Genomic DNA, 25,331 nt, shown 5'->3' on the forward strand with positions numbered 1-25,331 from the left:
AAAATATTGTCGTGGATTTTGCTATGAGATATGGAAATCCAAGTATTAAGAGCAAGATTCATAAATTGCATAAAATGGGCTGTGAAAATTTAGTGATACTTCCTCTGTATCCTCAATATGCAGCAGCCACAACGGCGACTGTTTGTGATGAAGTATACAGAACTTTGATGAAAATGAGATGGCAACCTTCTTTAAAAATAATTCCTCATTACGAATCCAACCCGCTTTACATTGATGCCCTCGTTAATTCAATTGATAAGAAAGTAAAAGAAATTAATTGGAAACCAGACTTAATTGTGGCCTCTTATCACGGGATACCAAAGAAATATTTTGATAAGGGTGACCCTTACCATTGTTATTGTCATAAAACGACAAGACTTATTTCAGAAAAATTTACTTCAATTGAGATTAAAACTACATTTCAGTCAAGATTTGGCCCACAAGAATGGCTTCAACCATATACTGACAAGACTTTAGAAAATTTACCCAAAGAGGGTGTTAAAAAAGTTCTTACAATCTGCCCAGGATTTGCATCAGATTGTGTTGAGACTTTAGAAGAAATACAAATTCAAGCCAAAGAAAGTTTTTTAAATTCAGGTGGGGAAAATTTTGATATGATCCCCTGCTTAAATGATAATAATGATCACATAGTTTTACTTAAGTCCTTAATTGAAAGAAATATCTGATATATGAATTCGTATTTATTATTTAAATCTTTGCATTTAATTGCGGTCGTTTCTTGGATGGCTGGTCTTTTGTATCTTCCTAGAATTTTTGTTTACCATGTTGAAAATAAAGAGAAAAAAGAAGCAACTGATATATTTGAGGTGATGGAAAAAAAATTATTTTTTTACATTATGCGACCCGCAATGATTTTCACTTGGGTTTTTGGGTTAGTATTAATTTATCTTAATGGAATAGATATTTTTTCTCAATTATGGTTTCAAATAAAGATTGTCCTGGTTATATTGTTATCAGCATATAACGATTATTTAGGAAAATGTCTTTCCGCTTTAAAAAATTATACAAATACAAAATCTGCAAAATTTTTTAGAATAATTAATGAAATACCAACGGTTATCTTGATTATTGTTATATTTTTAGCTATTTTTAAGCCAATCTAGGGTTGAAATCATAGCAGCAGCATATATATTAAGCCTATCTGATAAGTTCTTATCAAAAAATTAATCATGAATATTCAAGAATTAAAATTAAAATCATCTGAACAGCTCATTACGCAGGCCGAAGAGCTTGGCATAGAAAATGCTAGCACATTAAGAAAGCAGGAAATACTTTTTGCAATTCTTAAGAAGGTTGCGGAAAAAGAGGAAATTACTGGCGTAGGTGTTTTACAGCTATTACAAGATGGCTTCGGGTTCCTAAGAGCAATGGAGTCAAATTATCTTCCAGGACCAGATGATATATATGTAAGCCCAAGTCAAATTAGAAAATTTGGACTTAGAACTGGAGATACTGTTGAGGGGCCAGTTAGAGCGCCGAAAGAGGGAGAAAGATATTTTGCATTATTACAAGTAAGTAAAATAAATTTTGAAGAACCGGAAAAAGCAAGACACAAAATTGCATTTGATAACTTAACTCCACTTTATCCTGATAAACAGTTAGTGATGGAAGTTGAAACTACAAAAGTTGAAAAAAAACAAGATTTAACCCCAAGACTTATTGATCTAGTTAGCCCAATCGGTAAAGGGCAAAGATCTATAATTATTTCGCCACCAAAGGCTGGAAAAACAATGATTTTGCAAAGTATAGCAAACTCAATAGCTAAAAATTATCCAGAATGTTACCTGATGGTGCTGCTGATTGATGAGCGTCCAGAAGAAGTAACAGACATGCAAAGAACAGTAAAAGGTGAGGTAATTAGCTCCACTTTCGATGAACCAGCTCAAAGGCACGTAGCTGTAGCAGAAATGGTTATTGAAAAAGCAAAAAGACTAACCGAGCATAAAAAAGATGTTATTATTTTGTTAGATTCTATAACACGATTAGGAAGAGCTTATAACGCAGTAATACCAAGTTCTGGTAAAGTTTTAACAGGGGGAGTTGATGCAAATGCACTCCAAAGACCCAAAAGATTTTTTGGTGCAGCAAGAAACATTGAGGAAGGTGGTTCATTAACAATTATTTCTACGGCTTTAATTGATACAGGAAGTAGAATGGACGAAGTTATTTTTGAAGAATTTAAAGGAACAGGTAATAGCGAAACAATACTAGATAGAAAAATCGCAGATAAAAGAATATACCCAGCGATTGATATAACAAAATCAGGCACAAGAAGAGAAGAATTATTATTTGATAAAAATGATCTACAAAAAATGAACGTGCTTAGAAGAATAATTGCTCCAATGGGAACCATGGATGCAATAGAGTTTATTAACTCAAAATTAAAAGACACAAAAAATAATGCTGAGTTTTTTAACTCAATGAATAAACCAGCTTAAAAGAATTTTTCATTACAATTTTAAGTTTTACAGAGACATAAATTTGAAGATATAATCTTTGAATGACAATTTATGCTTTATCGAGTGGTCCCGGTATATCAGGTGTAGCTGTAATAAGACTTTCAGGACAAGACACCTCAAAAGTAATTCAACTTTTAACTGGTAAGGAGCTACCTAAGCCGAGAGTAGCAACATTAAGAAAAATCAATAAAATCAACACTTCTGAGCTGATTGATGAGGGACTAATCCTCTGGTTTCCTGGCCCTGAGAGCTACACAGGCGAAGATATGGCTGAAATTCAAGTTCATGGCAGCAAGGCTGTTGTGGATGCCCTGCACTCCTCTCTTTCAGATATTGAAAATTGTAGATTAGCTGAGCCAGGTGAATTTACAAAATTAGCATTTCAAAATGGAAAAATAAATTTACTTAAAGCAGAAAGTATTGCTGATTTAATTTCGTCAGAAACAGAAATTCAAAGACAACAAGCAATTAAAATTATGAATGGAAAATCAGCAGACCAATTTAATTTTTTAAGAGAAAAACTTTTGAAAATTTTATCACATGTTGAAGCTAAAATAGATTTTCCAGATGAGGATTTGCCAAATAATATTTTGAATGAAATTAAAAATAGTTCTGATGAGGTAATGGTAAAAATAAAAAAAATATTAAATGATCAAAAAGTTGGAGAAAGAATTAGAGAAGGTTTTAAGATTGCTATAGTTGGCCCCACTAATGCTGGAAAATCTAGTTTGATGAATTATTTATCTAATCGTGATGTTGCAATTGTTTCTGAAATAGCTGGAACTACTAGAGATGTAATTGAAACTCATCTTAATATAGATGGTTATCCTGTCATCATTTCTGATACGGCTGGAATAAGGGATTCTAAAGATGAGATCGAAAAAAAAGGTATTAAATTAGCGCTTCAAAAAGCGGAGGAGTCAGACCTAAAAATAGTAGTTTTACACCCAGAAAATCTGGATTTTAAGCCATTTTTAGAGGACTCTAACTCTGAAAATACAATAGTAGTACTGAATAAATCAGATATTAAATTAGGCAGACCTCCCGGTATAAGAAATTATTTTAGGTTTAATCATTTAGGAAAAAATCTTAAAGATATAAATATTATTCATACGTCTATTAAAGAAGAAGAAAATTTAGTTAATCTAATAAATGCAATCAAAGAAAAATTAAAAAATAAGTTTATATCAAGTGATGATATTTTAATTACAAGAGAGAGACACAGACAACATCTGCAACAGTGTTTGGATCATCTAAATAACTTTAATCAAAAAAAAGAAATCGAAGATTTTGATAAAGCTGCAGAAGATTTAAGATTAGCTACTAGACATTTAGGTATGATAGTTGGAAAAGTTGATGTAGAGGAGATATTAGGTAGTATTTTCAACGATTTTTGTATCGGCAAGTAATACCCTATTTTGCTGGTTTTTTTCACTTTTTTATCAAAAAACGTTGATAAATAAAGCTTATTTACAAAAAATTAAGCCTATCTTGTAAATTATATAATCACATATAGATTTGGATTATGAAAAATGATTTGTCATTTGATGTAGTTGTAATTGGAGGAGGCCATGCTGGATGTGAAGCTGCAGCAGCATCTGCTCGTCTTGGAGTTAACACTGCCCTATTTACTCATAAAATAGAAACTATCGGTGAGATGTCTTGTAACCCGGCAATAGGAGGCTTAGGTAAAGGTCATTTGGTTAGAGAAATAGATGCCCTTGATGGTGTTATGGGAGATGTAGCAGACAAATCAGGTATACAATTTAGATTGTTAAATAGAAGTAGAGGACCAGCAGTTAGAGGACCAAGAACCCAATCCGATAGATCACTTTATCGTAAATATATGCAAGAAATATTGCTAAACTATTGTAATTTAAACGTTTTTTCTGACCCTGTAGTAAAGTTTATTTTTGATAAAAATTCAATAAGTGGATTTGAAACTAAAGAAGGTAAGAAAGTTCTATCTAAGAAGATAATACTCACAACAGGGACTTTTTTAAATGGTTTGATACATATAGGTGATAAAAGAACTCCTGCTGGAAGATACGATGAAAAACCTTCTACAGGATTGAGTGAACAATTAGCAAAATATAATTTTAAAATTGGAAGATTAAAAACCGGAACACCACCAAGGTTAGATTCTAGGACAATTAATTTTGAAAACTTAGAAGAACAATTCGCAGATGACGATCCTTATTTTTTTTCATTCTTAACTAAAAAAAATCTAAATAAACAAATATCTTGTCGAATGACTTATACAAATGAAAAGGTTCATAACATTATAGAAAAGAATTTATCAAAGAGCGCTATGTACTCGGGTAGTATAAAGGGGGTAGGCCCAAGATATTGTCCGTCTATAGAAGATAAGATAGTAAAATTTGCAGATAAAGTTCGTCACCAGATATTTTTAGAGCCAGAAGGTCTAAATGATTACACAATCTACCCAAATGGTATATCGACATCACTCCCAGCTGATGTACAACAAGAAATATGTAATAATATCAATGGTTTAGAGAATGTTACTATATTAAGACCAGGATATGCAATTGAATATGATTATATAGATCCACGTGAACTTTTCTTAACTCTCGAAACCAAGAAGATAAGAAATCTTTATCTTGCAGGTCAAATTAACGGGACAACAGGATATGAGGAAGCTGCTGCACAAGGTCTTATAGCTGGAATAAATGCCGCCTTGTCTGTTAAAAAATTGGAACCATTCATACTTGATAGATCTGATGCCTACATTGGAGTAATGATCGATGATTTGGTGACTAAAGGAGTGGCAGAGCCATACCGTATGTTTACATCAAGAGCAGAATATCGATTGAGTTTGAGATCTGATAATGCTGATCAAAGATTAACTGCAAAGGGTATAGAAATTGGTCTAATAGGTAATGAGAGAAAAGCAATATATTTGAGCAAATTCAAACAAATTAGTCAAATAAATTTAAAAATGAGAAATTCCAAGATTTCACCCTCTAAAGCTGAGAAATTTGGAATTAAAATAGCAAAAGACGGAATATTGAGATCATCTAGTGAAGTTTTAACTCAAAAAGGGGTGAATATGAGTAAAATTAGAGAAATATGGTCCGATATACCCTTTTTTAGCAAAGAAATTGATGAACAGGTGGAAATCAATGCTCATTATAGGGGGTATTTAAAGAAACAAAAAGCTGATATTTTAGCATTTAAGAGGGACGAAAACCTAATTATTCCAGATAATATCAATTATGAAGGACTATCAGGTTTATCTAACGAGGTAAAAGCAAAATTTAAAGAAATAAAGCCCAAAACAATGGGTCAAGCTTTAAGAATTGACGGAATAACTCCTGCGGCTGTATATATTTTGTTGTCACATGTTAAAAGAAAGTCTATTAAGCATATAGCTTAATGGATCAAGAAATTTTAAATTCTTATTCTAGAATCAATCACTTAAATGTTTCACGTGAAACATTTTTGGATTTTGAAAACTATATATCTATGATTCTTGAAAAAAATAAAAAAATAAACATAATTAGCCAAAATACAGCATCAAAAAAAGCTATAATTGACCGACATATTATAGATTCAGCACAAATTATTGATTTTGTTGACTTAAATAGTAATACAACCACAGATATAGGTTCAGGTGGGGGTATGCCAGGTATAATCGTGGCAATTATACTAAAAAATATGAAAAATAATATGAATGTGCACCTTTATGAAAAAAGTTATCATAAAAGCCATTTTTTAAAGGAAGTTTCAAAAAAATTAAATTTAAACACAAAGGTTTTTCAAAAAAATATTTTTGAAATAAAAAATTTAGAAACAGGAACAATAATGTCCAGAGCATTTAAACCAATGCCAGTAGTTTTGGAATTAGTATATGAAAAATTTTCAAAATATAAAAATTTAATTTTTTTTATGGGCAAGAGTGGAAAAAAAATTTTTGAAAAATCAAAAAAAAAATGGGAGCTGGAGTATATAGAAAAGAAAAGTTTAACAAGTGAAGACTCATTTTTAATAAATATTAAAAAAATTAAAAAAAAAAAAAATTAAATGCAAATTATTTCAGTAATAAATCAAAAGGGTGGGGTTGGAAAAACTACTACGGTGATAAATCTTGCAGCAGGTTTATCTCAAATAGATAAAAAAATTTTAGTAATTGACCTAGATCCACAAGGTAATGCTACCACAGGTCTAGGATTATCTAATATGGATAACTCAAGCGATACAATTTATGGAGTTTTGAATGGAACTAGAGAAATTAGTGATGTAATTAAAAAAACAAAGTTTGAAAACTTAGATATTATAACATCTAATGTAGATTTATCGGGCTTAGAAGTAGAGACGGCTGATGACAGCAATAGGGCTTTTATACTAAAGACTAAATTAACCGCATATTTAAACGATTCTAGAAGACTATATGATTATGTCTTGATCGATTGCCCGCCTTCGTTAAGCTTGTTGACAGTTATGGCACTTGTAAGTTCAAACTCTCTATTGGTACCACTTCAGACTGAATTTTTTGCTTTAGAAGGATTAACACAGCTAATGAAAACAATCGAAAGGATAAAAGTAAGTTTAAATCCAGATTTGAAAATCAGGGGTATACTTTTAACTATGTACGACAAAAGAAATAAGCTTTCATCACAAGTTGAGAAAGAAGCTAGGGATTATTTTAGTGAAAAAGTTTACTCAACTGTCATACCAAGGAATGTCAGACTATCAGAAGCACCCTCCCATGGTATGCCAGTTTTGATTTATGACAAGACCTGTCCGGGTAGTAAATCATATTTTAGCTTTACCGACGAGTTTATGAGTCAAGAAGCAACAATAGGGAGTGCAGCTTAATGGACAAAATTAAAAAAGGTTTAGGTAGGGGATTATCTTCATTGATAGGAGAAACAAAAGTAGAGACTCAAAAAAATCAAGTATCAATTAGTGATTTAGTGCCAAATAAATATCAACCAAGGAAAATATTTGACGAAGCTAGTTTAGAAGATCTAACCAATTCGATTAAAGAAAGAGGAATGATACAGCCTATAATTGTTAGAAATTTAAATAATGATAGATCAAAGTTTGAAATAATTGCTGGTGAAAGAAGATGGTTAGCTGCTCAAAGAGCAGGTCTTCATAATGTACCTGTTATAATAACGGAGGCTGATGATTTGAAATCATTAGAATTCGCTATTGTTGAAAATGTTCAAAGACATGATCTAAATCCACTGGAAGAAGCCCAAGGTTACAAAAGATTGATTGATGATTTCTCATATGACCAAGAGAGGGTGTCAAAATTTATTGGTAAAAGTAGAAGCCATATAACCAACTCATTGAGACTTTTAACATTGCCTGAGGATGTAATAAAGTTGGTTGAGACACAAAAAATTACTGCAGGTCATGCTAAAATTTTAGTTGGTCTTCCTAATGCAAGCTTTGTAGCAAATAAAATTTTAGAAAAAAAACTATCCGTTAGACAAGCTGAAACATTTGTAAAAATTTTTAAAAATAAAAAAATAAAATCAAACAAAACAAAAGATTCAAATATTATTGCACTAGAACTCTCAATTTCTAATAAAATTGGTATAAATGTAGATATACAAAATAATAATAGAAATAAGGGAAAAATTTCTTTTGAGTATAAAGACTTAGATCAATTAAATAAGATTATTGATATTATTAAATCTAATTATTAATTTTAAGATACAGATTTTGCTAAAATAAAATCTGTAATTAAATTAATTGAACAATTTATGTTATTTTTGATTAAAAGTTCAATATTATTTATTTCATAAATCAATTTTTTCAAATTTTCTTGTTTCCATCCAGATATCTGTTTTTTAGTTATTTCTTTATCTTTCCAGAATATTGGTGGTTTAGCAGATGAAATAGTTAGGTCTATATTTTGATTTTTTTCATATTCTCTTAAAAGCCCAAGGATTTTTTTTGATTGACTTAAAAAGATTCTTAAAATTAGAATACCATCTTCATTTGAGTAATTATTTTCGTTAAGTATTTTAATTATTTGTATTTTATTTTTAGCGAGACAATGATTTACTAGTTCTATAACACTGTAATTCTCATTTAAATTTATTAATTTCGATAAATTTTCTGAGGTAAGTTTTTTACCACCTTTTACATAAAACTCAATTTTTTCTAATTCAGTATTCAATTTTTGTCTGTCCCCATTACACTTATTTACAATTTGATTAATTTCAGATTGCGCAATTGAAATTTTTTTGTTTTTAAAAAAATTATAAGCCAACTTGACAAGTGTTTGTTCATTATCTGGATAAAAAGGAACACAAATATAATTTTTATTTATTTCAAAAAATTTTCTAAGTTTAGATTTTTTTTCTAAATTATCTGAGTCTATAATTATTTTAGTATCATTTAAGTCCTTAACGCTTATTTCTTCAATTATTTTTAAAATTTTATCTGTTGCTCTTTTAATTAAAATAATTTTTTCATTATCAAATAGAGAGACCGTAGATATACTCTCTAAAAAGTTTGTTGTGTTTTCTAAAACTTCTTTTTCTTCATAATTAATGCTTTTGACTCTTTTGTTAGTTATAAATCTTATACTTTCATTTTTATGTCCCTCATTTTTTCCGTATAGTAAAACAATTTTATGATTATCAAGATTAATCTTATTTATTTCATAAGACTTTAAAATCATTTTCTTTTAAGTATTTCTAAATTTAATTTTCTTGCTAAAGATGAGGCAAAATTCTTTTTTATTATATTTTCGTAATTTTTTTGTTCAAATTTATCTGAAATATTTTTAAGATTTTGTTTTTCTTTTAGTAAAAATTTTTGCTCTGTTCCAAGCCCACTAATTGAAAAATAAGTAAAAACACTTAACTCATATTCAGATGCTGAACCTTTTGTATCTTTTGAAATTATTTTTTTTTCATATTTTGTATCAATTGTTAAAAATAAATTATCTTTAGATTGGGAATTTGATATTCTTTTAATTTCTTCAATAATTAAATCATTCAAAATTTGATCTCCTTTTTGATCAGAAATTAAAATATTATAATTAGATTTATTGTTGTCATTGTATAATGGAGTGAAGCCACAAGCTGAAGTAAATATAAATATAAAAATAATAAAAAGTTTTTTTCTCATTTATATTATTAAATTAATCAATTTATCCTTTACGTAAATTTTTCTTTTAATATTTGTGTTATTTAAGTATTTTAATAGTGTCTTATCATTATTAATTAATTTAAGCACATTTTCTTCAGAAATTCCTGGCTTAGTTTCCAACAAACTTCTTTTTTTTCCATTAATTTGAACAACAATTTTAATTTTGTCTTCATATAAAATATTTTCGTCATAGCTGGGCCAAGAATTTTCTTTAGAGTCAATATTATGAAGACATTCGTTTGCAAAATGAGGTATTACAGGAGACATTATAATTAGTATTTTTTTGTAATTCTTAATTAATGTGTCTTTTTTATATTCCTTCTCAATTTGCTTAGAAAAAAAGCTATATAACTCATGTAAATTCGCAACTATTTTATTGTAACTAAAATTTTCTAAATTTTCAGTGATTTTTTTAATAAATAAATTTGTATTTTTTTCTATTTCGTTATCACTGTCTTTACTGTGATTTTGTTTTATTTGATTTAAAAATTTTAAATTTAGACTCCACAATTTTTGTATAAATTTAAAAGATGAAGCAATACCTTCTTCGGACCACTGTACATCTTTGTCTGGTGGACTGTCTGATAATATAAATAATCTCGCAGCGTCGGCACCATAATTTAAAATTATATTTTCTGGATCTATAGTATTTTTTTTTGACTTGGACATAGATTCACTTGGTCCAACAGTAATTTTTGATTTGTCTTTTTTTAAAAACTTCTTTCCCTCAATAGTCTCAATATCTTCAGGACTTACCCAGTTATTATTTTTATCTTTGTAAGTTTCATGGCAAACCATACCTTGAGTAAAAAGTCCATTAAATGGTTCTTTTATATCAAAGTTTTTGTTTTCATATGAAATAGCCCTCATAAAGAATCTTGAATAGAGTAAATGAAGTATTGCATGTTCAACTCCGCCAATGTACTGGTCAACAGGTAGCCAATAATCAATTTCTTCTTTATTAAATCCATAGCTTTCTTCTTTTGGTGAGCAAAATCTTAAATAATACCAAGAAGAACAAACAAATGTATCTAACGTATCCGTCTCTCTTGTGTACTTTTTTCCATCAATTTCTATTTCCTTCCAATCTTTCTGATTGTCTAGTGGATTGCCTTTTACATTTAAATCAATATTTTCTGGCAATTTAACAGGCAACATAGATTTTGGTATTGGGTGAGCTTCATTATTTTCATCATAAGCAATAGGTATGGGGCAACCCCAATATCTTTGTCTGGATACTCCCCAATCTTTTAGTCTAAAATTAATTTGTTTTTTTCCTAATTTTTTTTTTTCTAAAATTTTAATTGTTTCAATTACAGATTCATCTGGTGCTTGAAGACCATTCAAAAAATCAGAGTTGATTAAAGTGCCTGGTCCAGGATACGCTTCATTTTGAACTGTAAAGTTATCATTTTCATTTTGTGGTTTTACAACAGTTTTAATTTCAAGATTGTATTTCTTTGCAAAATCAAAATCTCTTTGGTCATGTGCTGGACATCCAAAAACAGCTCCAAAACCGTAATCCATTAGAACAAAGTTTGCAAAATATACTGGAACTTTTTGATTAGGGTTTAAAGGATTTATTGCCTGGAGATCTGTTTTAAAACCAATTTTTTCTCCTACGGCGATCGCTTCTTCTGTAGTACCAGTTTTTGAACATTCTTCTTTGAATTTGATAAAGTCGGATTCTTTGCTGTAAAATTTTGAAATCTCATGGTCCGTTGATAATGCTATAAATGAAAAACCAAATAAAGTGTCTGGTCTTGTAGTGAAACATTTAATATTTTTAACAGGTAATTCACCTTCAATTTTGAAATCAATTTCACATCCAAAGGACTTTCCAATCCAGTTTTTTTGCATGGTTTTTACCTTATTGGGCCAATCTTCTAGTTGATCCAAACCATCTAATAAATCTTGAGAAAACTTAGATATATTAAAAAACCATTGACTTAATTTTTTCCTTTCAACTAATGCTCCTGACCGCCAACCTTTACCGTCAATAACCTGTTCATTTGCAAGAACCGTCTCATCAACTGGATCCCAATTTACATAGTTTTCTTTTCTATAAACCAATTTTTTTTCTAGAAGCTCAAGAAAAAAAGTTTGTTGATGTTTATAATATTCTTCTGAACACGTTGAAATTTCTCTATCCCAATCAATTGATAAACCTAATTTTTTAAGTTGAGATTTCATATTCGATATATTTGTTTCAGTCCAGATTTTGGGATCTAAATTATTTTGTTTAGCAGCATTTTCAGCGGGCATTCCAAAAGAGTCCCAACCCATCGGATGAAGGACATTAAAACCTTGTAACAATTTATATCGGGCGAGAACGTCACCAATTGCATAGTTCCTTACATGACCCATGTGAATTTTCCCTGAAGGGTAAGGAAACATTTCTAGACAATAAAATTTTTTTTTATTTTTATCTACTTTTGTAGAAAAAGTTTTTTCTTTTTCCCAAAGTTTTTGCCATTTTTCTTCAACGGATTTAAAATTATATCTTTCCACGGCTTTTTTATAAACTTAAAAAAATTAGAATATTATTTTATTCTGGTCTTTTTCTTTTTTTTCCTTTTTTAAGCAAATCTTCCTTTTCATAAAGCGCAGCTTTTTTTAAGATTTGTTTATTAATTTCTTTTACTAATATTTTGTCTGTTTCAACAATTTTGCAGTTTACTAAACTATTTAAACAATTTCGGCTAAAAATTTTTACATTTAAAGAATCCGACCTAATTTCATTTGATAAAAATCTAATAGTTATCTTGATACTTTCATTGGGTTTATTTACATCTGAATACCAATCCGTAATTATAATTCCTCCACTATAATTTACAGAAGTTAAAGGCATAAAATCTAAAACATCTAAAGAGGCTCTCCATAATGGATTTGAACTTGCAAATTCGAATTTTCCTCCACTACCGCCACTGCCAAAGGCTTCGTTAAGAGTAAATCCACGTCCCTCTTTTAAATTTTGTTCTACACGTTTTGCTGGATCTGCTGGGAATTTTCTAGCATCAGCTCCCGGAAATTTTCCATTACAAGATATTAGGAAAAAGCTAGAAAATATTATAATAACTATAGTCTTGAACATTTTGATGCTTATACAATAATAATTTAAGGTTTAATCAAAAATATAGCTAAATTAAGTAAAAAAAGTGATGCATAAATACAACACTATGTATCTTTTTAGCAGAATTAATCACTTTTAAGCAAAAAATGTCTCAAGAATGTTAATGTTCACGTGTTTATTATTAATAATTAACATTAAATTAAAGGAGTAATTAATATGAACAACTTTAAAAAACTAGGATTAACTGCACTTGCGGGATCGCTTGTAGTTTCTTCTGCAGTTGCTGGCGAAATGTCAGTATCTGGTGGAGCAAGTATCGGTTTAAAAAATACATCGAAAACTGCTTCAGGTAAATCTTGGACAATGGGTAACCAGTTAACTTTCACAGGTTCTGGTGAGTTAGACAATGGTATGAATGTAACACTATCTTTCGTTCTTGACCAAGACGACGATACAACTTTAAGTGAAGCTGCAAGAGAGGAAAACTCTCCGTTTGACAGTCACTCTGTAACTGTAAGTTCAGACACTTTAGGAACTTTAGTATTCTCTGGTGAGGGTGGATCTTCTGCTCAATCAGCTATTGATACTACTGCTGCTGGTGATGCATGGGACAACGGTTCAGGTATTACGGATATCAGATCATCAGAAGCTGGAAACAACAGCATGTTGTATACACTTCCTTCAGTATTAGATGATTTAACTGTTAAAGCATCTTACTCTCCAGGATCAGCTGGTGGTGGATCTGCTACTGCTTACCACATCGGTTATGCAGGTGTTGAAGGTTTAACACTTGACTACGCTGTTGGTGAAACTGAAACTATTGGTTCAGAGCAAGAGCATACTACTATGAAAGCATCATATGCTTACAGTTCATTCACTTTAAGTTATTCACAAACTGAAAGTGCATATGATACTGATGCAGATGGTTTAGATGAAGAAATTTCTTCATGGAACGTTGCTTACACAGTAAGTGATGATCTATCAATCGCATACGGTCAAGAGACAATCGAAACTGAAGATGCGAGCACTGACGAAGAAGTTAGCAAGATCAATGTTTCATACACAACTGGTGGTGTAACATTATCTGCTTCTCAGTTTGAAGCTTCAGCAGTAGGTAATACTACAACTGAATCTGCAACTACTGGTGATAAAGAAAGATGGGCTTTATCAGCTACATTTGCGTTCTAATTTAATTTAGATTTAAATTATAAAAAGGGCCCCTTTTTAGGGGCCTTTTTTTTATTCAAAATAAGAAATACCTGCAAATTCTGGATTATTTAACAGGCTAAGTTTTTTTGTATTATTTTTAGAAATTCCACCCAAAGCAACAATTTCTTTTTTCGTTAATTTAGATAGTAGTTTAAATCTATTTACACCTAAAAAATTTTTATTTTTTTTAAATAAAGATGATAAAAATATTTTTTTTGTTTTCTGTTTTTCTTTTATTTTAATTTCTTTCAGGTTATGAGCTGAACCAATTATTTTAAAATCTTTTTTTAATGAATAAGACAAGTGCTTCATACTTTTATTAAATGATGGAATATACGCCCCATCAAATTTCAATTTAACAGCTAACTTAATATTATTTGATAGATAAAATTTTAATCGCTTTTTTTTACAATAATTTTTGATTTTTAAAATCTGTTTTTCATCAACTTTTTCAGGGGTATAATTACGATAAATTATTATTGTTTCTTTAGACTGCTTATCGATATTGTTTGTGTCGAATTTATTTATAAAGTAATATTTATTTTTCATATTAAAATGGATAATACAGTTAAAAATTTATTTGATATAGAAACTAAAATCAACAAACGTGCAAAAATTATAGCGGTATCAAAGACTTTTAAAATTGATAAAATTTTACCGTTAGTAGATCACGGTCATACCCATTTTGGAGAGAATAAGGTTCAAGAGGCTGTTGAGAAATGGACTGATATTAAAAATAAAAATTCAAAATTAAATTTGCACATGATTGGCAAATTACAAACAAATAAAGTTAAATTTGCTGTAAAATTGTTTGATTATATTCATTCTGTAGATAGTGAAAAACTTGCTAGAAAAATTGCGAATGAAGGGGAAAAAATAAATAAAAAAATAAAAATTTTTATTCAGGTAAATATTGGTGATGAAAATCAAAAATCTGGAATAAATAAAAATGAATTAACCAATCTTGTTTCCATTTGCAAAAGTATTAATGTAGATTTAATTGGTCTAATGTGTATTCCACCAGAGAATTTAGACCCTACTAGTTATTTCACAGAAATGGATGCTCTAAATAAAAGTTTTGGTTTTACTGAACTAAGTATGGGAATGTCAGGGGATTATTTAAAAGCTGTTGAAAATTCAGCAACATTTATAAGAATTGGCTCAAGTATATTTGGCAGTAGATCCTAAAGAATTTTTATTATTGAGTTTTTTTTAATAATTTTTAACATTATCAAGAAATCCTTTTGACTTAATGCTATACACCCTCCAGTAGGTTTGTAATCTCTTGTAAGATGTATAAATATACAACTACCTAATCCTAAAATAGGTTTCTCAAAATTATATTTAATAGGAATTAATAAATTATACTTCTGATCTATTCTTTTTAATTTCTCATGTTTTATTTTATTGGAGATAGTAATTAATTTATTATATTTTTTTGGGTAATTAATATCATCACACCAAGCCATATGATTCTTAATCTTAATACATTTTAATCTAGTTTTTGGTTTACTTAATCTATCACTTCTAAAATAAAGATCACCTATTCTATAATTACCTTTTGGAGTTTTTTGATCTCCTTCTTTTTTATTGTGTGCTATGCCTTTTTTCCCAATACTGCATTTAAACTGAAAATCATCTATCTGAAGTGTATGTTTATTTTTTACAGTAATTATCATATTCTTAATCTATATGAATAATAAAATTTTATTAATTTATAAATTTATTTCATTGTACCATATTCTTGATGAGATTGATTTAGATTTAAATTTTAAGATTATTAACGTTAATAATGAAGATCAATTAAATGATGAAATATCAAAAACAAAAAATTATTTAGTTATTAGTGAAAAAAATAATTTAAATGAAAAGAATCAATTATTTATTGAAAAATTACCTATAAAAATTACAAAACTTTTAGAAAAAATAAATATTGAATTTATAAAACAACAATTCAATAACCAGTCACAAATTACAATAAATAAATATCTTATAGATTTAAATTCAAGAGAAATGAGCTTAAAAGATATGAAATTAAAATTAACTGAAAAAGAGGTTAATACAGTGATTTATTTATCTAAGGTTAAAAAACCTGTGAGTATAAAGGAATTACAAGAAAATGTGTGGAGCTATCACTCTAATTTAGAAACTCATACCGTTGAAACACATATATATAGATTGAGAAAAAAAATTCTTAGTACCTTAAAAGATGATAGTTTTATAATTAGTAAAAAAAATGGCTACCAAATTAAATAAAAAAAATCCTATAGCAAAAAATTTATTTACAAAACAATATAAGCACAAAATAGTAAAGCCAAAAAAAGGAAAGGGTAGTTTTAAAAGAATAAAGAAAATTAAAAAATAATTATCTTATATCAACATTGAAACTAATAACTATTCTATCTTCATCAGAATGATTCACTGAAACTTTATGCGAAAGATAACCTGGAAAAAGTAGTAAATCACCTTCCTCTATACTTAAAGAAACAAAATCTTTATTTAATTCATTTTTACTTTTAATCTCGGGATACCAATATCTTTTTGCTTGGTTTGGATTCTCAATTTGAAACTTTCCACAATTTTCTGGAGCCTTGACATAGTAAGCTGAACTTAAAAAGCTATTTGGGTGAGTATGCGCCACGTTAAAATCACCTTTTCTATTTATTATGGACCACATGCTAGTAATGCGAATTTGTTTGTTTTCAGTTTTCCAGCCCAGATTTTGACAAGCATTTAAAATATATTTTTGAAGTGCTAGTGCAAATTTATTTTGTATTGTGTCTTTTTGGGATATTTGAAAATCTGGAGAATGCCAACCACCCTCATTAGATTTAATAATTTTTTTTTCTTTATCATTTTCATAAAGATTATAAATATAATTTGATAATTCATTGTTAAAATTATTAAAGTTCTCAAATTTATATTTTAGTACAGGCTCTGGAAATAACTTTAAAATCTCTAAGTTTTTCATAATAAAATTTAAATTTTTCTATTTATTATTAAAGTCTAGCTCCAATTTTTTGAATTATTTTTGATGATAATTCGGTTCCTTTTTTTAAACAATCTTTTATGTGCATTTTGTTTACAATTCCATGTAAATAACCAGCAGCAAATAAATCTCCAGCACCAGTTAAATCAGTTATCTCAAGATTTTTATGTGCCTCTACTTCAAAAACTTCGTTATTCATTATAGCCATAGCCCCATCTTTACCTTTTGTAATTATAATATTTTTTTTTAAATTTTTGCTAAATGAAATCACTTCCTGTAATGATTTTGTGTTTAGTAAAGATAATATTTCTTGCTCATTAGCAAAAATAATATCTAATTTATTTTTAACTAGTTCTAGAAAATTATTTTTATGTCTTTCTACACAAAATAAATCAGATAACGACATTGCAACCTTGTTTGAGTTACTTATGGCTTTATCAAATGCTTTTTTAGGTTCTCCCTCATCCCACAAATAACCCTCTAAAAAAGTGATTTCTGCTTTTTGAACGTCTTTAATATTTACGTCAGTATCATTAATTTTTCCAGCTATTCCAAGAAATGTGCACATAGTTCTTTCTGAGTCAGGTGTTATTAAAATTAAGCAAGTACCTGTTGGAAGTTGTTCTTTTTTTTTCTTGTATAAATAATCTACTTTTTCATTTTTCAAACCATCTTCATATTTTTGACCTAAGCTATCTTCATTAACTTTTCCTATAAATCCAACTTCGTTACCCAATTGGGATAATCCAACAATAGAATTTGCTACAGAGCCTCCAGAAATTGTTTGTTCAATTTTTAAACTTGATATTAAATTATTAAATTCTTTTTCATCAATGAGTTTCATTGTACTTTTAGTTAATGAGTTTTTTGTTAAAAAATCATCATCCACTCTACAAAGTACATCTACTATTGCGTTTCCAATTCCTAATATTTTCATTTATGCTTTTTTGGTAATAACAGTTTTTTTTCTATTTGGGTAGCAAGTAGTGCATATCTTGCATTTTAAACCATAACAATCTCTTGCTTTACAATATTCTCTACCATAAAAAATTATTTGTAAATGCAGTTTAGACCAAGTTTTTTTAGGAAATATTCTTTTTAAATCTTTTTCAGTTTGAATTACACTTTTCCCATTTGTTAAACCCCACCGTTGTGCAAGTCTATGAATGTGAGTATCAACAGCAAAAGCTGGATATCCAAAGCCTTGAGACATTACTACGCTTGCTGTTTTGTGTCCTACACCAGGTAATTTTTCAAGTTCTTCAAAGGTTTTGGGTACTTTACCCTTATGTTTTTCTAAAACTTGTTTTGACATTAAGTATATACTTTTAGCTTTAATTCTAAAAATTCCAATCTTCTTAATTAATTTTTCAATTTTTTTTCTACCTAATTTTACAAAGTGTTCTGGTTTATAGTATTTAGGATAGATATCTTTTGTTACATTATTAACATTTACATCGGTACATTGTGCTGAAAGCAGTACAGAAATTAATAGTGTGAAAGTATTTTTACTTTTAAGTGGAACAGGTGCTTTGGGATAAATTTTATTTAGGGTTTTAATAATTATTTTTGCTTTTTGTTTTTCATTCATTATGAAAAGTTAAGCAAATCTCTCATAGAATATAAACCTGGTTTTTTTTTCATTAACCATTTCGAAGCAGTTAGAGCTCCATCTGAATATAGAGCTCTATCAAAAGCCTCGTGGTTTAATGTGATAATTTCTTTTCCACTTGAGAATTTTACTTCGTGCTTACCAATAATTTCACCTTTTCTAATTGAGTTAAAATTAATTTTTTTTCCATAAGGAAAAGTTTTTTTATTTAAGAATTTTTTTCCAATTAAATTATATAAATTTTTACTTTTTCCATCTGCAATTCCTTTGCCAAGCATTAGAGCTGTACCGGATGGATAGTCTTTTTTATGTTTATGATGTACTTCAAATATTTTACTTAAGTATTCATCATTTAATGATTTTGATGCTATTTCGGTTAAATACATTAACAAATTTACACCCAAACTCATATTACCAGCTTTTAAAATAGGTATTTTTTTTGAATATTTTTTAATTTGATTTTCTTGGTTCCTAGTAAATCCAGTCGTCCCAATTACTACTTTTTTCCTCAGTTTTGATGCTATTTTTAATATTTCAAGAGTGCAATTTGGTACTGTAAAATCAATAATTAAATCAGTTTTTTTGAAAGCTTTATCCGAATTTAACTCAGGTTTAATTCCATTAAATCTTTTATTTAATAATCTATTTTCTGTAAGTGCAACTAATTTAAAATTTTTATTTTTCTTTGAGGATTTGATGAGTTGTTGACCCATCCTTCCCATGCAACCAGAAATAGCTAAATTAATTTTTTTCATTTAGATAATATTAACCTTTTTTAAAAGATTAGTCTTTTAGTTTTTCCAGAAATCTTTTGCTTTTTGAAAAAATTTTTTAATACTTGGATTTGACTTATCGTTTTCAATTTCTCTAAATTGCTCTAATAATTCTTTTTGTTTTTTATTTAAATATACAGGCACCTCTGTTTTAACTTGAACATATAAGTCCCCAAAATCACCTCTTCTCATAAATGGCATTCCTTTACCTTTTAATCTAAATTGTTTACCATTCTGAGTTCCATCAGGAATTTTTATTTTTGCTTTTCCACCATCAATAGTAGGAATTTCAATAGTCGTTCCTAAAGCTGCATCAGCCAAGGAAAGAGGGAATTCAAAAAATAAATTTTCGTCTGATCTTTTAAATAAGTTATGTGAATTAACATTAATAAACAAATATAGATCTCCAGTTGCTCCACCTCTTGTTCCAGCTTCACCTTTTCCTGCAAGTCTTATTCTTGTTCCATCATCTACACCTTTTGGAATTGTTACAGATATTCTTTTAGATGCTTGTTTTTTACCCTGACCATTACAATCATTACAGGGATTAGTAATTTCTTCACCATTTCCATTACATTGAGGACAGGTTTGTTGTACAGTAAAAAAACCTTGATTAGATCTTATTCTTCCATTACCTCCACAGTATGAACATCTATCAGGCGAATAACCTGGTTTAGATCCGTTACCTTTACAAGTTCCACATTGCTCAGATGTAGAGAATTTAATGTCTTGTTTTTTTCCGTGGTAAGCTTCTTCTAAAGAAATAGTTAAATCATATCTTAGATCTGATCCTCTATTATTTGATTTCCTGCTTCTTGATCTTCCACCTCCTCCGAAATCACCAAAAAAATCCTCAAAAATATCTGAAAAATCAGCTCCACTGAAACCACCAAAGCCACCGCCTGGTCTACCACCACCGTTTTCAAATGCAGCGTGACCAAAATTATCGTAGTTTTGCTTTTTTTCTTTATCGGAAAGTATTCCGTAAGCTTCACTAGCTTCTTTGAATTTTTCTTCTGCTTTTGTGTCTCCAGGATTTTTATCAGGATGATATTTAACAGCTAACTTTCTGTATGCAGATTTTAATTCTTCAGGGCTTGCGCTTTTATTAACGCCTAGGACATCGTAATAGTCTCTTTTAGCCATCAAATTACCCCAGACAATTAAATGTCAGTTTAAGCGCTTTTTTCTTTATTCTCGTCTTTTACTTCTTCGAAATCAGCATCAACAACATTTTCGTCTTTTTTACCCGCATCATCTCCACCATCATCTTTTCCAGATTCAGGTTTTGTACTTTGTTGTGATTTATAGATTGCTTCTCCAAGTTTCATTGAAGCTTGAACTAAAGCTTCAGTTTTTTTCTTGATATCTTCAATATCTTCACCTTTCAAAGCTTCTTTTACAGCAATTGAAGCATCTTCAATTGCCTTTTTCTCTGCATCAGAAATTTTAGATCCATGCTCCTTTAAATTTTTTTCAGTAGAGTGAATTAGAGTATCTGCTTGGTTTCTAACATCAACCGACTCTCTTTTCTTTTTATCAGCTTCTTTATTAGCTTCTGCATCTTTAACCATTTTTTCAATTTCTTCATCACTTAGTCCACCTGAAGCTTGGATTTGAATTTTTTGTTCTTTACCAGTTCCCTTATCTTTTGCTGAAACATTTACGATACCATTAGCATCAATATCAAACGTAACTTCAATTTGAGGCACCCCTCTTGGAGCTGGCGCAATACCCACTAATTCAAAATTTCCTAAAGCTTTATTATCAGCAGCCATTTCTCTTTCACCCTGTAAAACTCTAATAGATACAGCTGGCTGATTATCTTCTGCAGTTGAAAATACCTGACTTTTTTTAGTTGGTATTGTTGTGTTTTTATCAATCAGTTTTGTAGAAACTCCCCCAAGTGTTTCGATACCAAGTGATAGTGGAGTTACATCTAATAAAAGTACATCTTTAACATCACCTTGCAAAACACCTGCCTGAATAGCAGCACCCATTGCAACTACTTCATCCGGGTTTACACTTTTGTTAGGGTCTTTTCCAAAAAAGTTTTTTACTTCTTCAATTACTTTTGGCATTCTAGTCATACCACCAACCATAACCACTTCATCAATTTCACTAGCAGTTATTCCAGCATCTTTTAGAGCTGTTTTGCATGGAGGCATCGTTCTAGAGATTAAATCCTCGACTAAAGCTTCAAGTTTTGCTCTAGTCATTTTTAAATTAATATGTTTTGGACCTGTTTTATCTGCTGTAATAAAAGGTAGATTTATATCTGTTTGTTCTGCAGAAGATAATTCAATTTTTGCTTTTTCAGCAGCTTCTTTTAATCTTTGTAAAGCAAGTTTATCTGACTTAAGATCAATTCCATTATCTTTCTTAAATTCAGAAATTAAGTAATCAACAACAGCATTATCAAAATCTTCACCACCTAAAAAGGTATCACCATTAGTTGATTTAACTTCAAATACACCATCACCCAATTCTAGTATAGAAACATCAAATGTTCCTCCACCTAAATCATATACAGCAATTTTTTTATTTTGTTTTTTGTCCAAACCATAAGCTAATGATGCAGCTGTTGGTTCATTAATAATTCTTAAAACTTCTAATCCAGCAATTTTTCCTGCATCTTTTGTTGCTTGTCTTTGAGCATCGTTAAAGTATGCGGGTACTGTAATAACAGCTTTTGTTACAGCTTGACCCAAATACTTTTCTGCTGTCTCTTTCATTTTTTGTAAAATGAACGCTGATATTTGAGAAGGTGAATATTTTTCACCCTTAGCTTCAATCCAAGCATCCCCTTTTTCAGAATTAACTATTTTAAATGGAGCAGCTTCTACGTCTTTTTTTACAGTTGGGTCATCAAAATTTCTTCCAATTAACCTTTTAACTGCAAAGATAGTATTTTCTGGATTCGTAACAGCCTGTCTTTTTGCTGGTTGTCCAATTAATTTTTCGTTTTCATCTGTAAAAGCAACAACTGATGGAGTAGTTCTTGCTCCTTCAGCATTTTCTAAAACCTTAGCTTGTGTTCCTTCCATAATGGCAACACATGAATTTGTTGTTCCTAAGTCTATTCCGATAATTTTGCTCATAATATTAATGTCTCTCTTTCATCATATAGGGTTTAAATGTGAAACTACAAGTTGATCTCATAATTATTTATTTTCCAGATTTTCCTTATTTTCTTCAGTTTTTTCTTCTTTAATTGTAACTTTTTTTGACACTCCTACCAATGAGGGTCTAAGTAATCTATCTTTTATAGTAAAGCCCTTTTGAATTTCCTGAATTATTGTTCCAGGTTCTTTCGTATCGTCTTCAATTTCCATCATTGCTTGATGAAAGTTTGGATCTAGTTTTTTGTTAAGGCTATCAATAGGTTTTATGTTATTTTTTTCGAATATTGAGATTAAATCTTTTTTAATAATGTCTAAATGCTCAAGTGTCTTCTTTAATGCTTCAGTTTCTTTTAGCTTATCGTCACTTTCAAGAACATGTTTTGACCGATCTAAGTTATCAATCAAATTTAATGCTTCTTTAGCAAAACTGTAACCACCATATTCAAAAGCATCCTCTTTTTCTTTTTCAAATCTTCTTCTCTGATTTTCCATTTCAGCAAAAGTTCTTGCCACTTTATCTTCAAGTTCAGCAATTTTTTCTTCAGGAGTTGGTTCTTTGATTTCTTCTTTGGGTTCTTGGTCTGTTTCTTTCTTATTTCCTTTAGTTAAATTTTCTTCAGGTTTTTCAGTTTCGTTTACTGTATCCTGGTTTTGATCCGCAGATGTGCTGCTTTTGTTTTCCTCTTTTTCCATAGTCGCTTATATGGTAAGCATTTTCTAAATTTCTAGATGCATAAACAAAAAATAAATAAATTATTAATAGGTACTAATAACAAGGGTAAATTACGTGAAATCAAGAGTTTATTGCCTAAAAAAATTAAAATTTATTCTACATCTACATTTAATCTTGGAAGCCCAGTTGAAAATGGTAAGACTTTTAAAGAAAACTCGCTGATCAAATCTAAATATTTTTCGAAAAAGACAGGATTGTTGTGTTTAGCTGACGACTCTGGTTTGGAAATAGATTTTTTAAATAAAAGTCCTGGAATTTATTCTGCAAGGTGGGGTGGAAAGCATGGAGATTTTAGCAAAGCTATAAGAAGAGTTTATAGAGAGCTTAGTAAAAAAGACAAAAATTGGAAAAACAAAAAAATTAAAGCAAGATTTATTTGTGCACTTTCTATTTCATTCTTAAATAAAAAAATTGCCTGCGTAATAGGTAAAGTTGAAGGTCATATTTCGGATAAACCGAGAGGAAAAAATGGATTTGGTTATGATCCAATTTTTATTCCTTTAAGAAAAAGAAAAACTTTTGGAGAAATGAAGCCATCTCAAAAGTATAAAATGGATCATAGATATCAAGCTTTTAAAAAAATTAGAAAATTTCTATAAGTTTTTGATCTTCAATTTTATAAAAATTAAGTTTATGATTTATTTTATTATTTTGAATATCAAAGACTCCTATTTTACCTTTGAATGAATTTTTTTTCTTAAAAATTTTATTTAAATTTTCTGTATTTGAGTTTAGTGATAAATAATAAACCAAGCCAACAAGGTCATAACTCAATAAAGACAAATGGCTAGGATCTTCTTTAAATGCGTTATAGTACTTTATTTTGTAGGTATCAAAATTTTCTTTATTTATTGATGGATAATATAAAGGCTGAATATCAGTTTCATTTAACAAACTTTCATCAAACCATTGATTTAAAGTTATAAAATATTTATTTTTTGGAAGTACATCAGTATATAAAAGTGATGTAGATACACTTTTTAGACTTTCGTCAAAATCTGCAATTACGACAGCGTCAAAATTTAGACCACCCAAAGTGTATCTTTTTTCAAGTCTTTTTATTTTTTTTTCTTTATTTGGATCATTTGAATTTTTTATCCTTTTTATTTCATCCTCTAAATTTTGCTTTCTTATTCTGTAGTTTGTAATTTCTTCTATTTGTTTTGTTAGTTTTGTAGGCTCTATATTATATTTGTAATTTTTATAAATTTTAATTTTTGAATTTTTTATTCCTTTTTTAACTTCAAATTCATAATCTTGGATTGGTGTTAAAAAAATAGTTCTTTGTATTTGATTAGTTTCTAAAAATTTTTTTATTGTATTAAATTGTGATGTAGAATTAATTCCAGCTGAGATTACATTTTTTGGAAGATCTAAAGTTTTGTTTGTTAATGATAAAAAAGTTAAATCCTTCATTTCATCTAAATAAGTTAAACTTTCATAGAACACAGGGCCTATAACAATTTTTATCCCCATTTCGCTTAATTCAAATGCTGATTTTAAAGTCTGGTTAGCTTTAGTTGCCGTATCTTTTGGATAGATTTCTATCAGATCATTATCAATGTCTTTGACCGCTAATCCAACTGCTTTAATGATAGACTCACCAATCTCTTTATTTTCTCCTGTCATAGGCACCAATAATCCTATTTTGATTTTTTCTTTAGCATTAACATTTGGTAAAAATAGAAAGTAAAAACTTAAAATAATAAAATAAATAATTTTAATTAATTTGATCATTTTGGTGCTAGTATAATATTTTTTAAGCTAAATTATGATCATAAAACCACAATTTAAATTAAAAGAATACGAAAATGGTCTTTATTTGGTATCAACTCCATTAGGAAATTTAAAAGATATCACTTTAAGAGCGATTGAGGTTTTACAGCACTCCCATTATATTTTATGTGAAGATACTCGTGTTTCAAAAAACCTTTTAGATAAATATCAAATAAAATCAAAATTAATTTCAAATCATAAATTTAATGAAAAAAAAAATGTAGTAAAAATTATTGAGTATCTAAAATCTGGAAAAATAATTTCTTTGATATCAGATGCTGGTACGCCTAGTATTTCTGATCCTGGTTCAATTTTAGTTAATGAGTGTATTAATAACGAAATTAAAATATTTCCCATTCCTGGACCTTCGGCTGTTGCTGCAGCTGTTTCAATTAGTGGTTTTTCAGATAAATTTTTGTTTTGT

Annotated in this window: 27 protein-coding genes; 13 read left to right on the forward strand and 14 right to left on the reverse strand. The window is 29.1% G+C overall.

The window, feature by feature from the left end; genetic code table 11:
- The 8 genes from hemH to ACTTBL_RS05405 form a co-directional block, all read left to right on the forward strand.
- A partial coding sequence (hemH, locus tag ACTTBL_RS05370; protein WP_440643942.1) for a ferrochelatase occupies positions 1-686 on the forward strand: 686 nt, incomplete at its 5' end.
- 3 nt (positions 687-689) lie between these two features.
- A complete protein-coding gene (gene hemJ, locus ACTTBL_RS05375) occupies positions 690-1,124 on the forward strand; it encodes a protoporphyrinogen oxidase HemJ (protein WP_440643943.1) in 435 nt (144 codons plus the stop codon).
- Between the two features lie 66 nt (positions 1,125-1,190).
- Positions 1,191-2,459 (forward strand): transcription termination factor Rho, encoded by a 1,269-nt coding sequence (rho, locus tag ACTTBL_RS05380; RefSeq protein ID WP_440643944.1) that lies wholly within the window; start codon positions 1,191-1,193, stop codon positions 2,457-2,459.
- Positions 2,460-2,521: 62 nt separating this feature from the next.
- Positions 2,522-3,889, forward strand: a complete 1,368-nt coding sequence (gene mnmE / locus ACTTBL_RS05385; RefSeq protein ID WP_440643945.1) for a tRNA uridine-5-carboxymethylaminomethyl(34) synthesis GTPase MnmE — start codon at positions 2,522-2,524, stop codon at positions 3,887-3,889.
- A gap of 116 nt (positions 3,890-4,005) precedes the next feature.
- Positions 4,006-5,877, forward strand: a complete 1,872-nt coding sequence (mnmG, locus tag ACTTBL_RS05390; RefSeq protein WP_440643946.1) for a tRNA uridine-5-carboxymethylaminomethyl(34) synthesis enzyme MnmG — start codon at positions 4,006-4,008, stop codon at positions 5,875-5,877.
- Positions 5,877-6,524, forward strand: a complete 648-nt coding sequence (locus tag ACTTBL_RS05395; protein WP_440643947.1) for a 16S rRNA (guanine(527)-N(7))-methyltransferase RsmG — start codon at positions 5,877-5,879, stop codon at positions 6,522-6,524. Before mnmG ends, ACTTBL_RS05395 begins: the two co-directional genes overlap by 1 nt.
- Positions 6,525-7,319: a ParA family protein gene (locus tag ACTTBL_RS05400; RefSeq protein WP_440643948.1), complete on the forward strand. Its 795-nt coding sequence runs from the start codon at positions 6,525-6,527 to the stop codon at positions 7,317-7,319.
- Entirely contained in the window at positions 7,319-8,161 is an 843-nt protein-coding gene (locus ACTTBL_RS05405; protein WP_440643949.1) for a ParB/RepB/Spo0J family partition protein, read from the forward strand. Before ACTTBL_RS05400 ends, ACTTBL_RS05405 begins: the two co-directional genes overlap by 1 nt.
- 2 nt (positions 8,162-8,163) lie before the next feature.
- Here the strand turns inward: ACTTBL_RS05405 and holA are convergent, their stop codons facing one another.
- Genes holA through ACTTBL_RS05425 form a run of 4 tightly spaced genes read right to left on the reverse strand, consistent with a single transcriptional unit; the run spans position 8,164 to position 12,711 of the window.
- Complete coding sequence (holA, locus tag ACTTBL_RS05410) at positions 8,164-9,144, reverse strand: DNA polymerase III subunit delta (RefSeq protein ID WP_440643950.1); 981 nt, start codon at positions 9,142-9,144, stop codon at positions 8,164-8,166.
- Positions 9,141-9,596 (reverse strand): hypothetical protein, encoded by a 456-nt coding sequence (locus ACTTBL_RS05415; protein WP_440643951.1) that lies wholly within the window; start codon positions 9,594-9,596, stop codon positions 9,141-9,143. The genes holA and ACTTBL_RS05415 overlap by 4 nt, the downstream gene beginning before the upstream one ends.
- Positions 9,597-12,128: a leucine--tRNA ligase gene (gene leuS / locus ACTTBL_RS05420; RefSeq protein ID WP_440643952.1), complete on the reverse strand. Its 2,532-nt coding sequence runs from the start codon at positions 12,126-12,128 to the stop codon at positions 9,597-9,599.
- A 37-nt stretch (positions 12,129-12,165) separates the two neighbouring features.
- Positions 12,166-12,711: a DUF3576 domain-containing protein gene (locus ACTTBL_RS05425; protein WP_440643953.1), complete on the reverse strand. Its 546-nt coding sequence runs from the start codon at positions 12,709-12,711 to the stop codon at positions 12,166-12,168.
- A gap of 195 nt (positions 12,712-12,906) precedes the next feature.
- Between ACTTBL_RS05425 and ACTTBL_RS05430 the strand changes: the two genes are divergently transcribed.
- Entirely contained in the window at positions 12,907-13,878 is a 972-nt protein-coding gene (locus ACTTBL_RS05430; protein ID WP_440643954.1) for a porin, read from the forward strand.
- 51 nt (positions 13,879-13,929) lie between these two features.
- Here ACTTBL_RS05430 and ACTTBL_RS05435 read toward each other — a convergent pair whose 3' ends face one another.
- Positions 13,930-14,448, reverse strand: a complete 519-nt coding sequence (locus ACTTBL_RS05435) for a thiamine phosphate synthase (RefSeq protein ID WP_440643955.1) — start codon at positions 14,446-14,448, stop codon at positions 13,930-13,932.
- 6 nt (positions 14,449-14,454) lie between these two features.
- Between ACTTBL_RS05435 and ACTTBL_RS05440 the strand changes: the two genes are divergently transcribed.
- Positions 14,455-15,087, forward strand: coding sequence for a YggS family pyridoxal phosphate-dependent enzyme (locus ACTTBL_RS05440; protein WP_440643956.1), 633 nt, complete (start codon positions 14,455-14,457; stop codon positions 15,085-15,087).
- Here the strand turns inward: ACTTBL_RS05440 and ACTTBL_RS05445 are convergent.
- Entirely contained in the window at positions 15,084-15,578 is a 495-nt protein-coding gene (locus ACTTBL_RS05445) for a L,D-transpeptidase family protein (protein WP_440643957.1), read from the reverse strand. The genes ACTTBL_RS05440 and ACTTBL_RS05445 overlap by 4 nt on opposite strands.
- 13 nt (positions 15,579-15,591) lie before the next feature.
- Here ACTTBL_RS05445 and ACTTBL_RS05450 point away from each other — a divergent pair, with 13 nt between their 5' ends.
- Complete coding sequence (locus tag ACTTBL_RS05450; protein ID WP_440643958.1) at positions 15,592-16,155, forward strand: winged helix-turn-helix domain-containing protein; 564 nt, start codon at positions 15,592-15,594, stop codon at positions 16,153-16,155.
- Between the two features lie 109 nt (positions 16,156-16,264).
- Here ACTTBL_RS05450 and ACTTBL_RS05455 read toward each other — a convergent pair whose 3' ends face one another.
- The 7 genes from ACTTBL_RS05455 to ACTTBL_RS05485 form a co-directional block, all read right to left on the reverse strand.
- Positions 16,265-16,870, reverse strand: coding sequence for a 2OG-Fe(II) oxygenase family protein (locus ACTTBL_RS05455; RefSeq protein WP_440643959.1), 606 nt, complete (start codon positions 16,868-16,870; stop codon positions 16,265-16,267).
- Positions 16,871-16,898: 28 nt separating this feature from the next.
- Positions 16,899-17,825: an adenosine kinase gene (locus tag ACTTBL_RS05460; protein ID WP_440643960.1), complete on the reverse strand. Its 927-nt coding sequence runs from the start codon at positions 17,823-17,825 to the stop codon at positions 16,899-16,901.
- The gene (nth, locus tag ACTTBL_RS05465) at positions 17,826-18,479 is read right to left on the reverse strand and encodes an endonuclease III (protein ID WP_440643961.1); all 654 of its coding nucleotides are present in this window, start codon (positions 18,477-18,479) and stop codon (positions 17,826-17,828) included.
- Positions 18,479-19,255, reverse strand: a complete 777-nt coding sequence (gene dapB / locus ACTTBL_RS05470) for a 4-hydroxy-tetrahydrodipicolinate reductase (RefSeq protein ID WP_440643962.1) — start codon at positions 19,253-19,255, stop codon at positions 18,479-18,481. The genes nth and dapB overlap by 1 nt, the downstream gene beginning before the upstream one ends.
- 36 nt (positions 19,256-19,291) lie before the next feature.
- Positions 19,292-20,419, reverse strand: coding sequence for a molecular chaperone DnaJ (gene dnaJ / locus ACTTBL_RS05475; protein ID WP_440643963.1), 1,128 nt, complete (start codon positions 20,417-20,419; stop codon positions 19,292-19,294).
- A gap of 29 nt (positions 20,420-20,448) precedes the next feature.
- The gene (dnaK, locus tag ACTTBL_RS05480; RefSeq protein ID WP_440643964.1) at positions 20,449-22,374 is read right to left on the reverse strand and encodes a molecular chaperone DnaK; all 1,926 of its coding nucleotides are present in this window, start codon (positions 22,372-22,374) and stop codon (positions 20,449-20,451) included.
- 63 nt (positions 22,375-22,437) lie between these two features.
- The gene (locus ACTTBL_RS05485; protein WP_440643965.1) at positions 22,438-23,091 is read right to left on the reverse strand and encodes a nucleotide exchange factor GrpE; all 654 of its coding nucleotides are present in this window, start codon (positions 23,089-23,091) and stop codon (positions 22,438-22,440) included.
- Positions 23,092-23,127: 36 nt separating this feature from the next.
- On the opposite strand from ACTTBL_RS05485, the gene rdgB reads away from it, so the two are divergent.
- Entirely contained in the window at positions 23,128-23,730 is a 603-nt protein-coding gene (gene rdgB, locus ACTTBL_RS05490; protein ID WP_440643966.1) for an RdgB/HAM1 family non-canonical purine NTP pyrophosphatase, read from the forward strand.
- Here the strand turns inward: rdgB and ACTTBL_RS05495 are convergent.
- The gene (locus ACTTBL_RS05495; RefSeq protein ID WP_440643967.1) at positions 23,714-24,868 is read right to left on the reverse strand and encodes an ABC transporter substrate-binding protein; all 1,155 of its coding nucleotides are present in this window, start codon (positions 24,866-24,868) and stop codon (positions 23,714-23,716) included. The two genes, rdgB and ACTTBL_RS05495, sit on opposite strands and share 17 nt — an antisense overlap.
- 34 nt (positions 24,869-24,902) lie before the next feature.
- On the opposite strand from ACTTBL_RS05495, the gene rsmI reads away from it, so the two are divergent.
- Positions 24,903-25,331 (forward strand): 16S rRNA (cytidine(1402)-2'-O)-methyltransferase (gene rsmI, locus ACTTBL_RS05500; protein WP_440643968.1); only part of this gene is annotated, 429 nt, incomplete at its 3' end.

Source organism: Candidatus Pelagibacter sp. HIMB123 (genome assembly GCF_052048195.1).
Lineage (GTDB): Bacteria > Pseudomonadota > Alphaproteobacteria > Pelagibacterales > Pelagibacteraceae > Pelagibacter.

Excerpts from the sequence above, each read along its gene's own strand:
- hemJ (WP_440643943.1), top strand. The coding sequence starts at position 690 with ATGAATTCGTATTTATTATTTAAATCTTTGCATTTAATTGCGGTCGTT.
- rho (WP_440643944.1), top strand. The coding sequence starts at position 1,191 with ATGAATATTCAAGAATTAAAATTAAAATCATCTGAACAGCTCATTACG.
- mnmE (WP_440643945.1), top strand. The coding sequence starts at position 2,522 with ATGACAATTTATGCTTTATCGAGTGGTCCCGGTATATCAGGTGTAGCT.
- mnmG (WP_440643946.1), top strand. The coding sequence starts at position 4,006 with ATGAAAAATGATTTGTCATTTGATGTAGTTGTAATTGGAGGAGGCCAT.
- ACTTBL_RS05395 (WP_440643947.1), top strand. The coding sequence starts at position 5,877 with ATGGATCAAGAAATTTTAAATTCTTATTCTAGAATCAATCACTTAAAT.
- ACTTBL_RS05400 (WP_440643948.1), top strand. The coding sequence starts at position 6,525 with ATGCAAATTATTTCAGTAATAAATCAAAAGGGTGGGGTTGGAAAAACT.
- ACTTBL_RS05405 (WP_440643949.1), top strand. The coding sequence starts at position 7,319 with ATGGACAAAATTAAAAAAGGTTTAGGTAGGGGATTATCTTCATTGATA.
- holA (WP_440643950.1), bottom strand. The coding sequence starts at position 9,144 with ATGATTTTAAAGTCTTATGAAATAAATAAGATTAATCTTGATAATCAT.
- ACTTBL_RS05415 (WP_440643951.1), bottom strand. The coding sequence starts at position 9,596 with ATGAGAAAAAAACTTTTTATTATTTTTATATTTATATTTACTTCAGCT.
- ACTTBL_RS05425 (WP_440643953.1), bottom strand. The coding sequence starts at position 12,711 with ATGTTCAAGACTATAGTTATTATAATATTTTCTAGCTTTTTCCTAATA.
- ACTTBL_RS05430 (WP_440643954.1), top strand. The coding sequence starts at position 12,907 with ATGAACAACTTTAAAAAACTAGGATTAACTGCACTTGCGGGATCGCTT.
- ACTTBL_RS05435 (WP_440643955.1), bottom strand. The coding sequence starts at position 14,448 with ATGAAAAATAAATATTACTTTATAAATAAATTCGACACAAACAATATC.
- ACTTBL_RS05440 (WP_440643956.1), top strand. The coding sequence starts at position 14,455 with ATGGATAATACAGTTAAAAATTTATTTGATATAGAAACTAAAATCAAC.
- ACTTBL_RS05445 (WP_440643957.1), bottom strand. The coding sequence starts at position 15,578 with ATGATAATTACTGTAAAAAATAAACATACACTTCAGATAGATGATTTT.
- ACTTBL_RS05450 (WP_440643958.1), top strand. The coding sequence starts at position 15,592 with ATGAATAATAAAATTTTATTAATTTATAAATTTATTTCATTGTACCAT.
- ACTTBL_RS05455 (WP_440643959.1), bottom strand. The coding sequence starts at position 16,870 with ATGAAAAACTTAGAGATTTTAAAGTTATTTCCAGAGCCTGTACTAAAA.
- ACTTBL_RS05460 (WP_440643960.1), bottom strand. The coding sequence starts at position 17,825 with ATGAAAATATTAGGAATTGGAAACGCAATAGTAGATGTACTTTGTAGA.
- nth (WP_440643961.1), bottom strand. The coding sequence starts at position 18,479 with ATGAATGAAAAACAAAAAGCAAAAATAATTATTAAAACCCTAAATAAA.
- dapB (WP_440643962.1), bottom strand. The coding sequence starts at position 19,255 with ATGAAAAAAATTAATTTAGCTATTTCTGGTTGCATGGGAAGGATGGGT.
- dnaJ (WP_440643963.1), bottom strand. The coding sequence starts at position 20,419 with ATGGCTAAAAGAGACTATTACGATGTCCTAGGCGTTAATAAAAGCGCA.
- dnaK (WP_440643964.1), bottom strand. The coding sequence starts at position 22,374 with ATGAGCAAAATTATCGGAATAGACTTAGGAACAACAAATTCATGTGTT.
- ACTTBL_RS05485 (WP_440643965.1), bottom strand. The coding sequence starts at position 23,091 with ATGGAAAAAGAGGAAAACAAAAGCAGCACATCTGCGGATCAAAACCAG.
- rdgB (WP_440643966.1), top strand. The coding sequence starts at position 23,128 with ATGCATAAACAAAAAATAAATAAATTATTAATAGGTACTAATAACAAG.
- ACTTBL_RS05495 (WP_440643967.1), bottom strand. The coding sequence starts at position 24,868 with ATGATCAAATTAATTAAAATTATTTATTTTATTATTTTAAGTTTTTAC.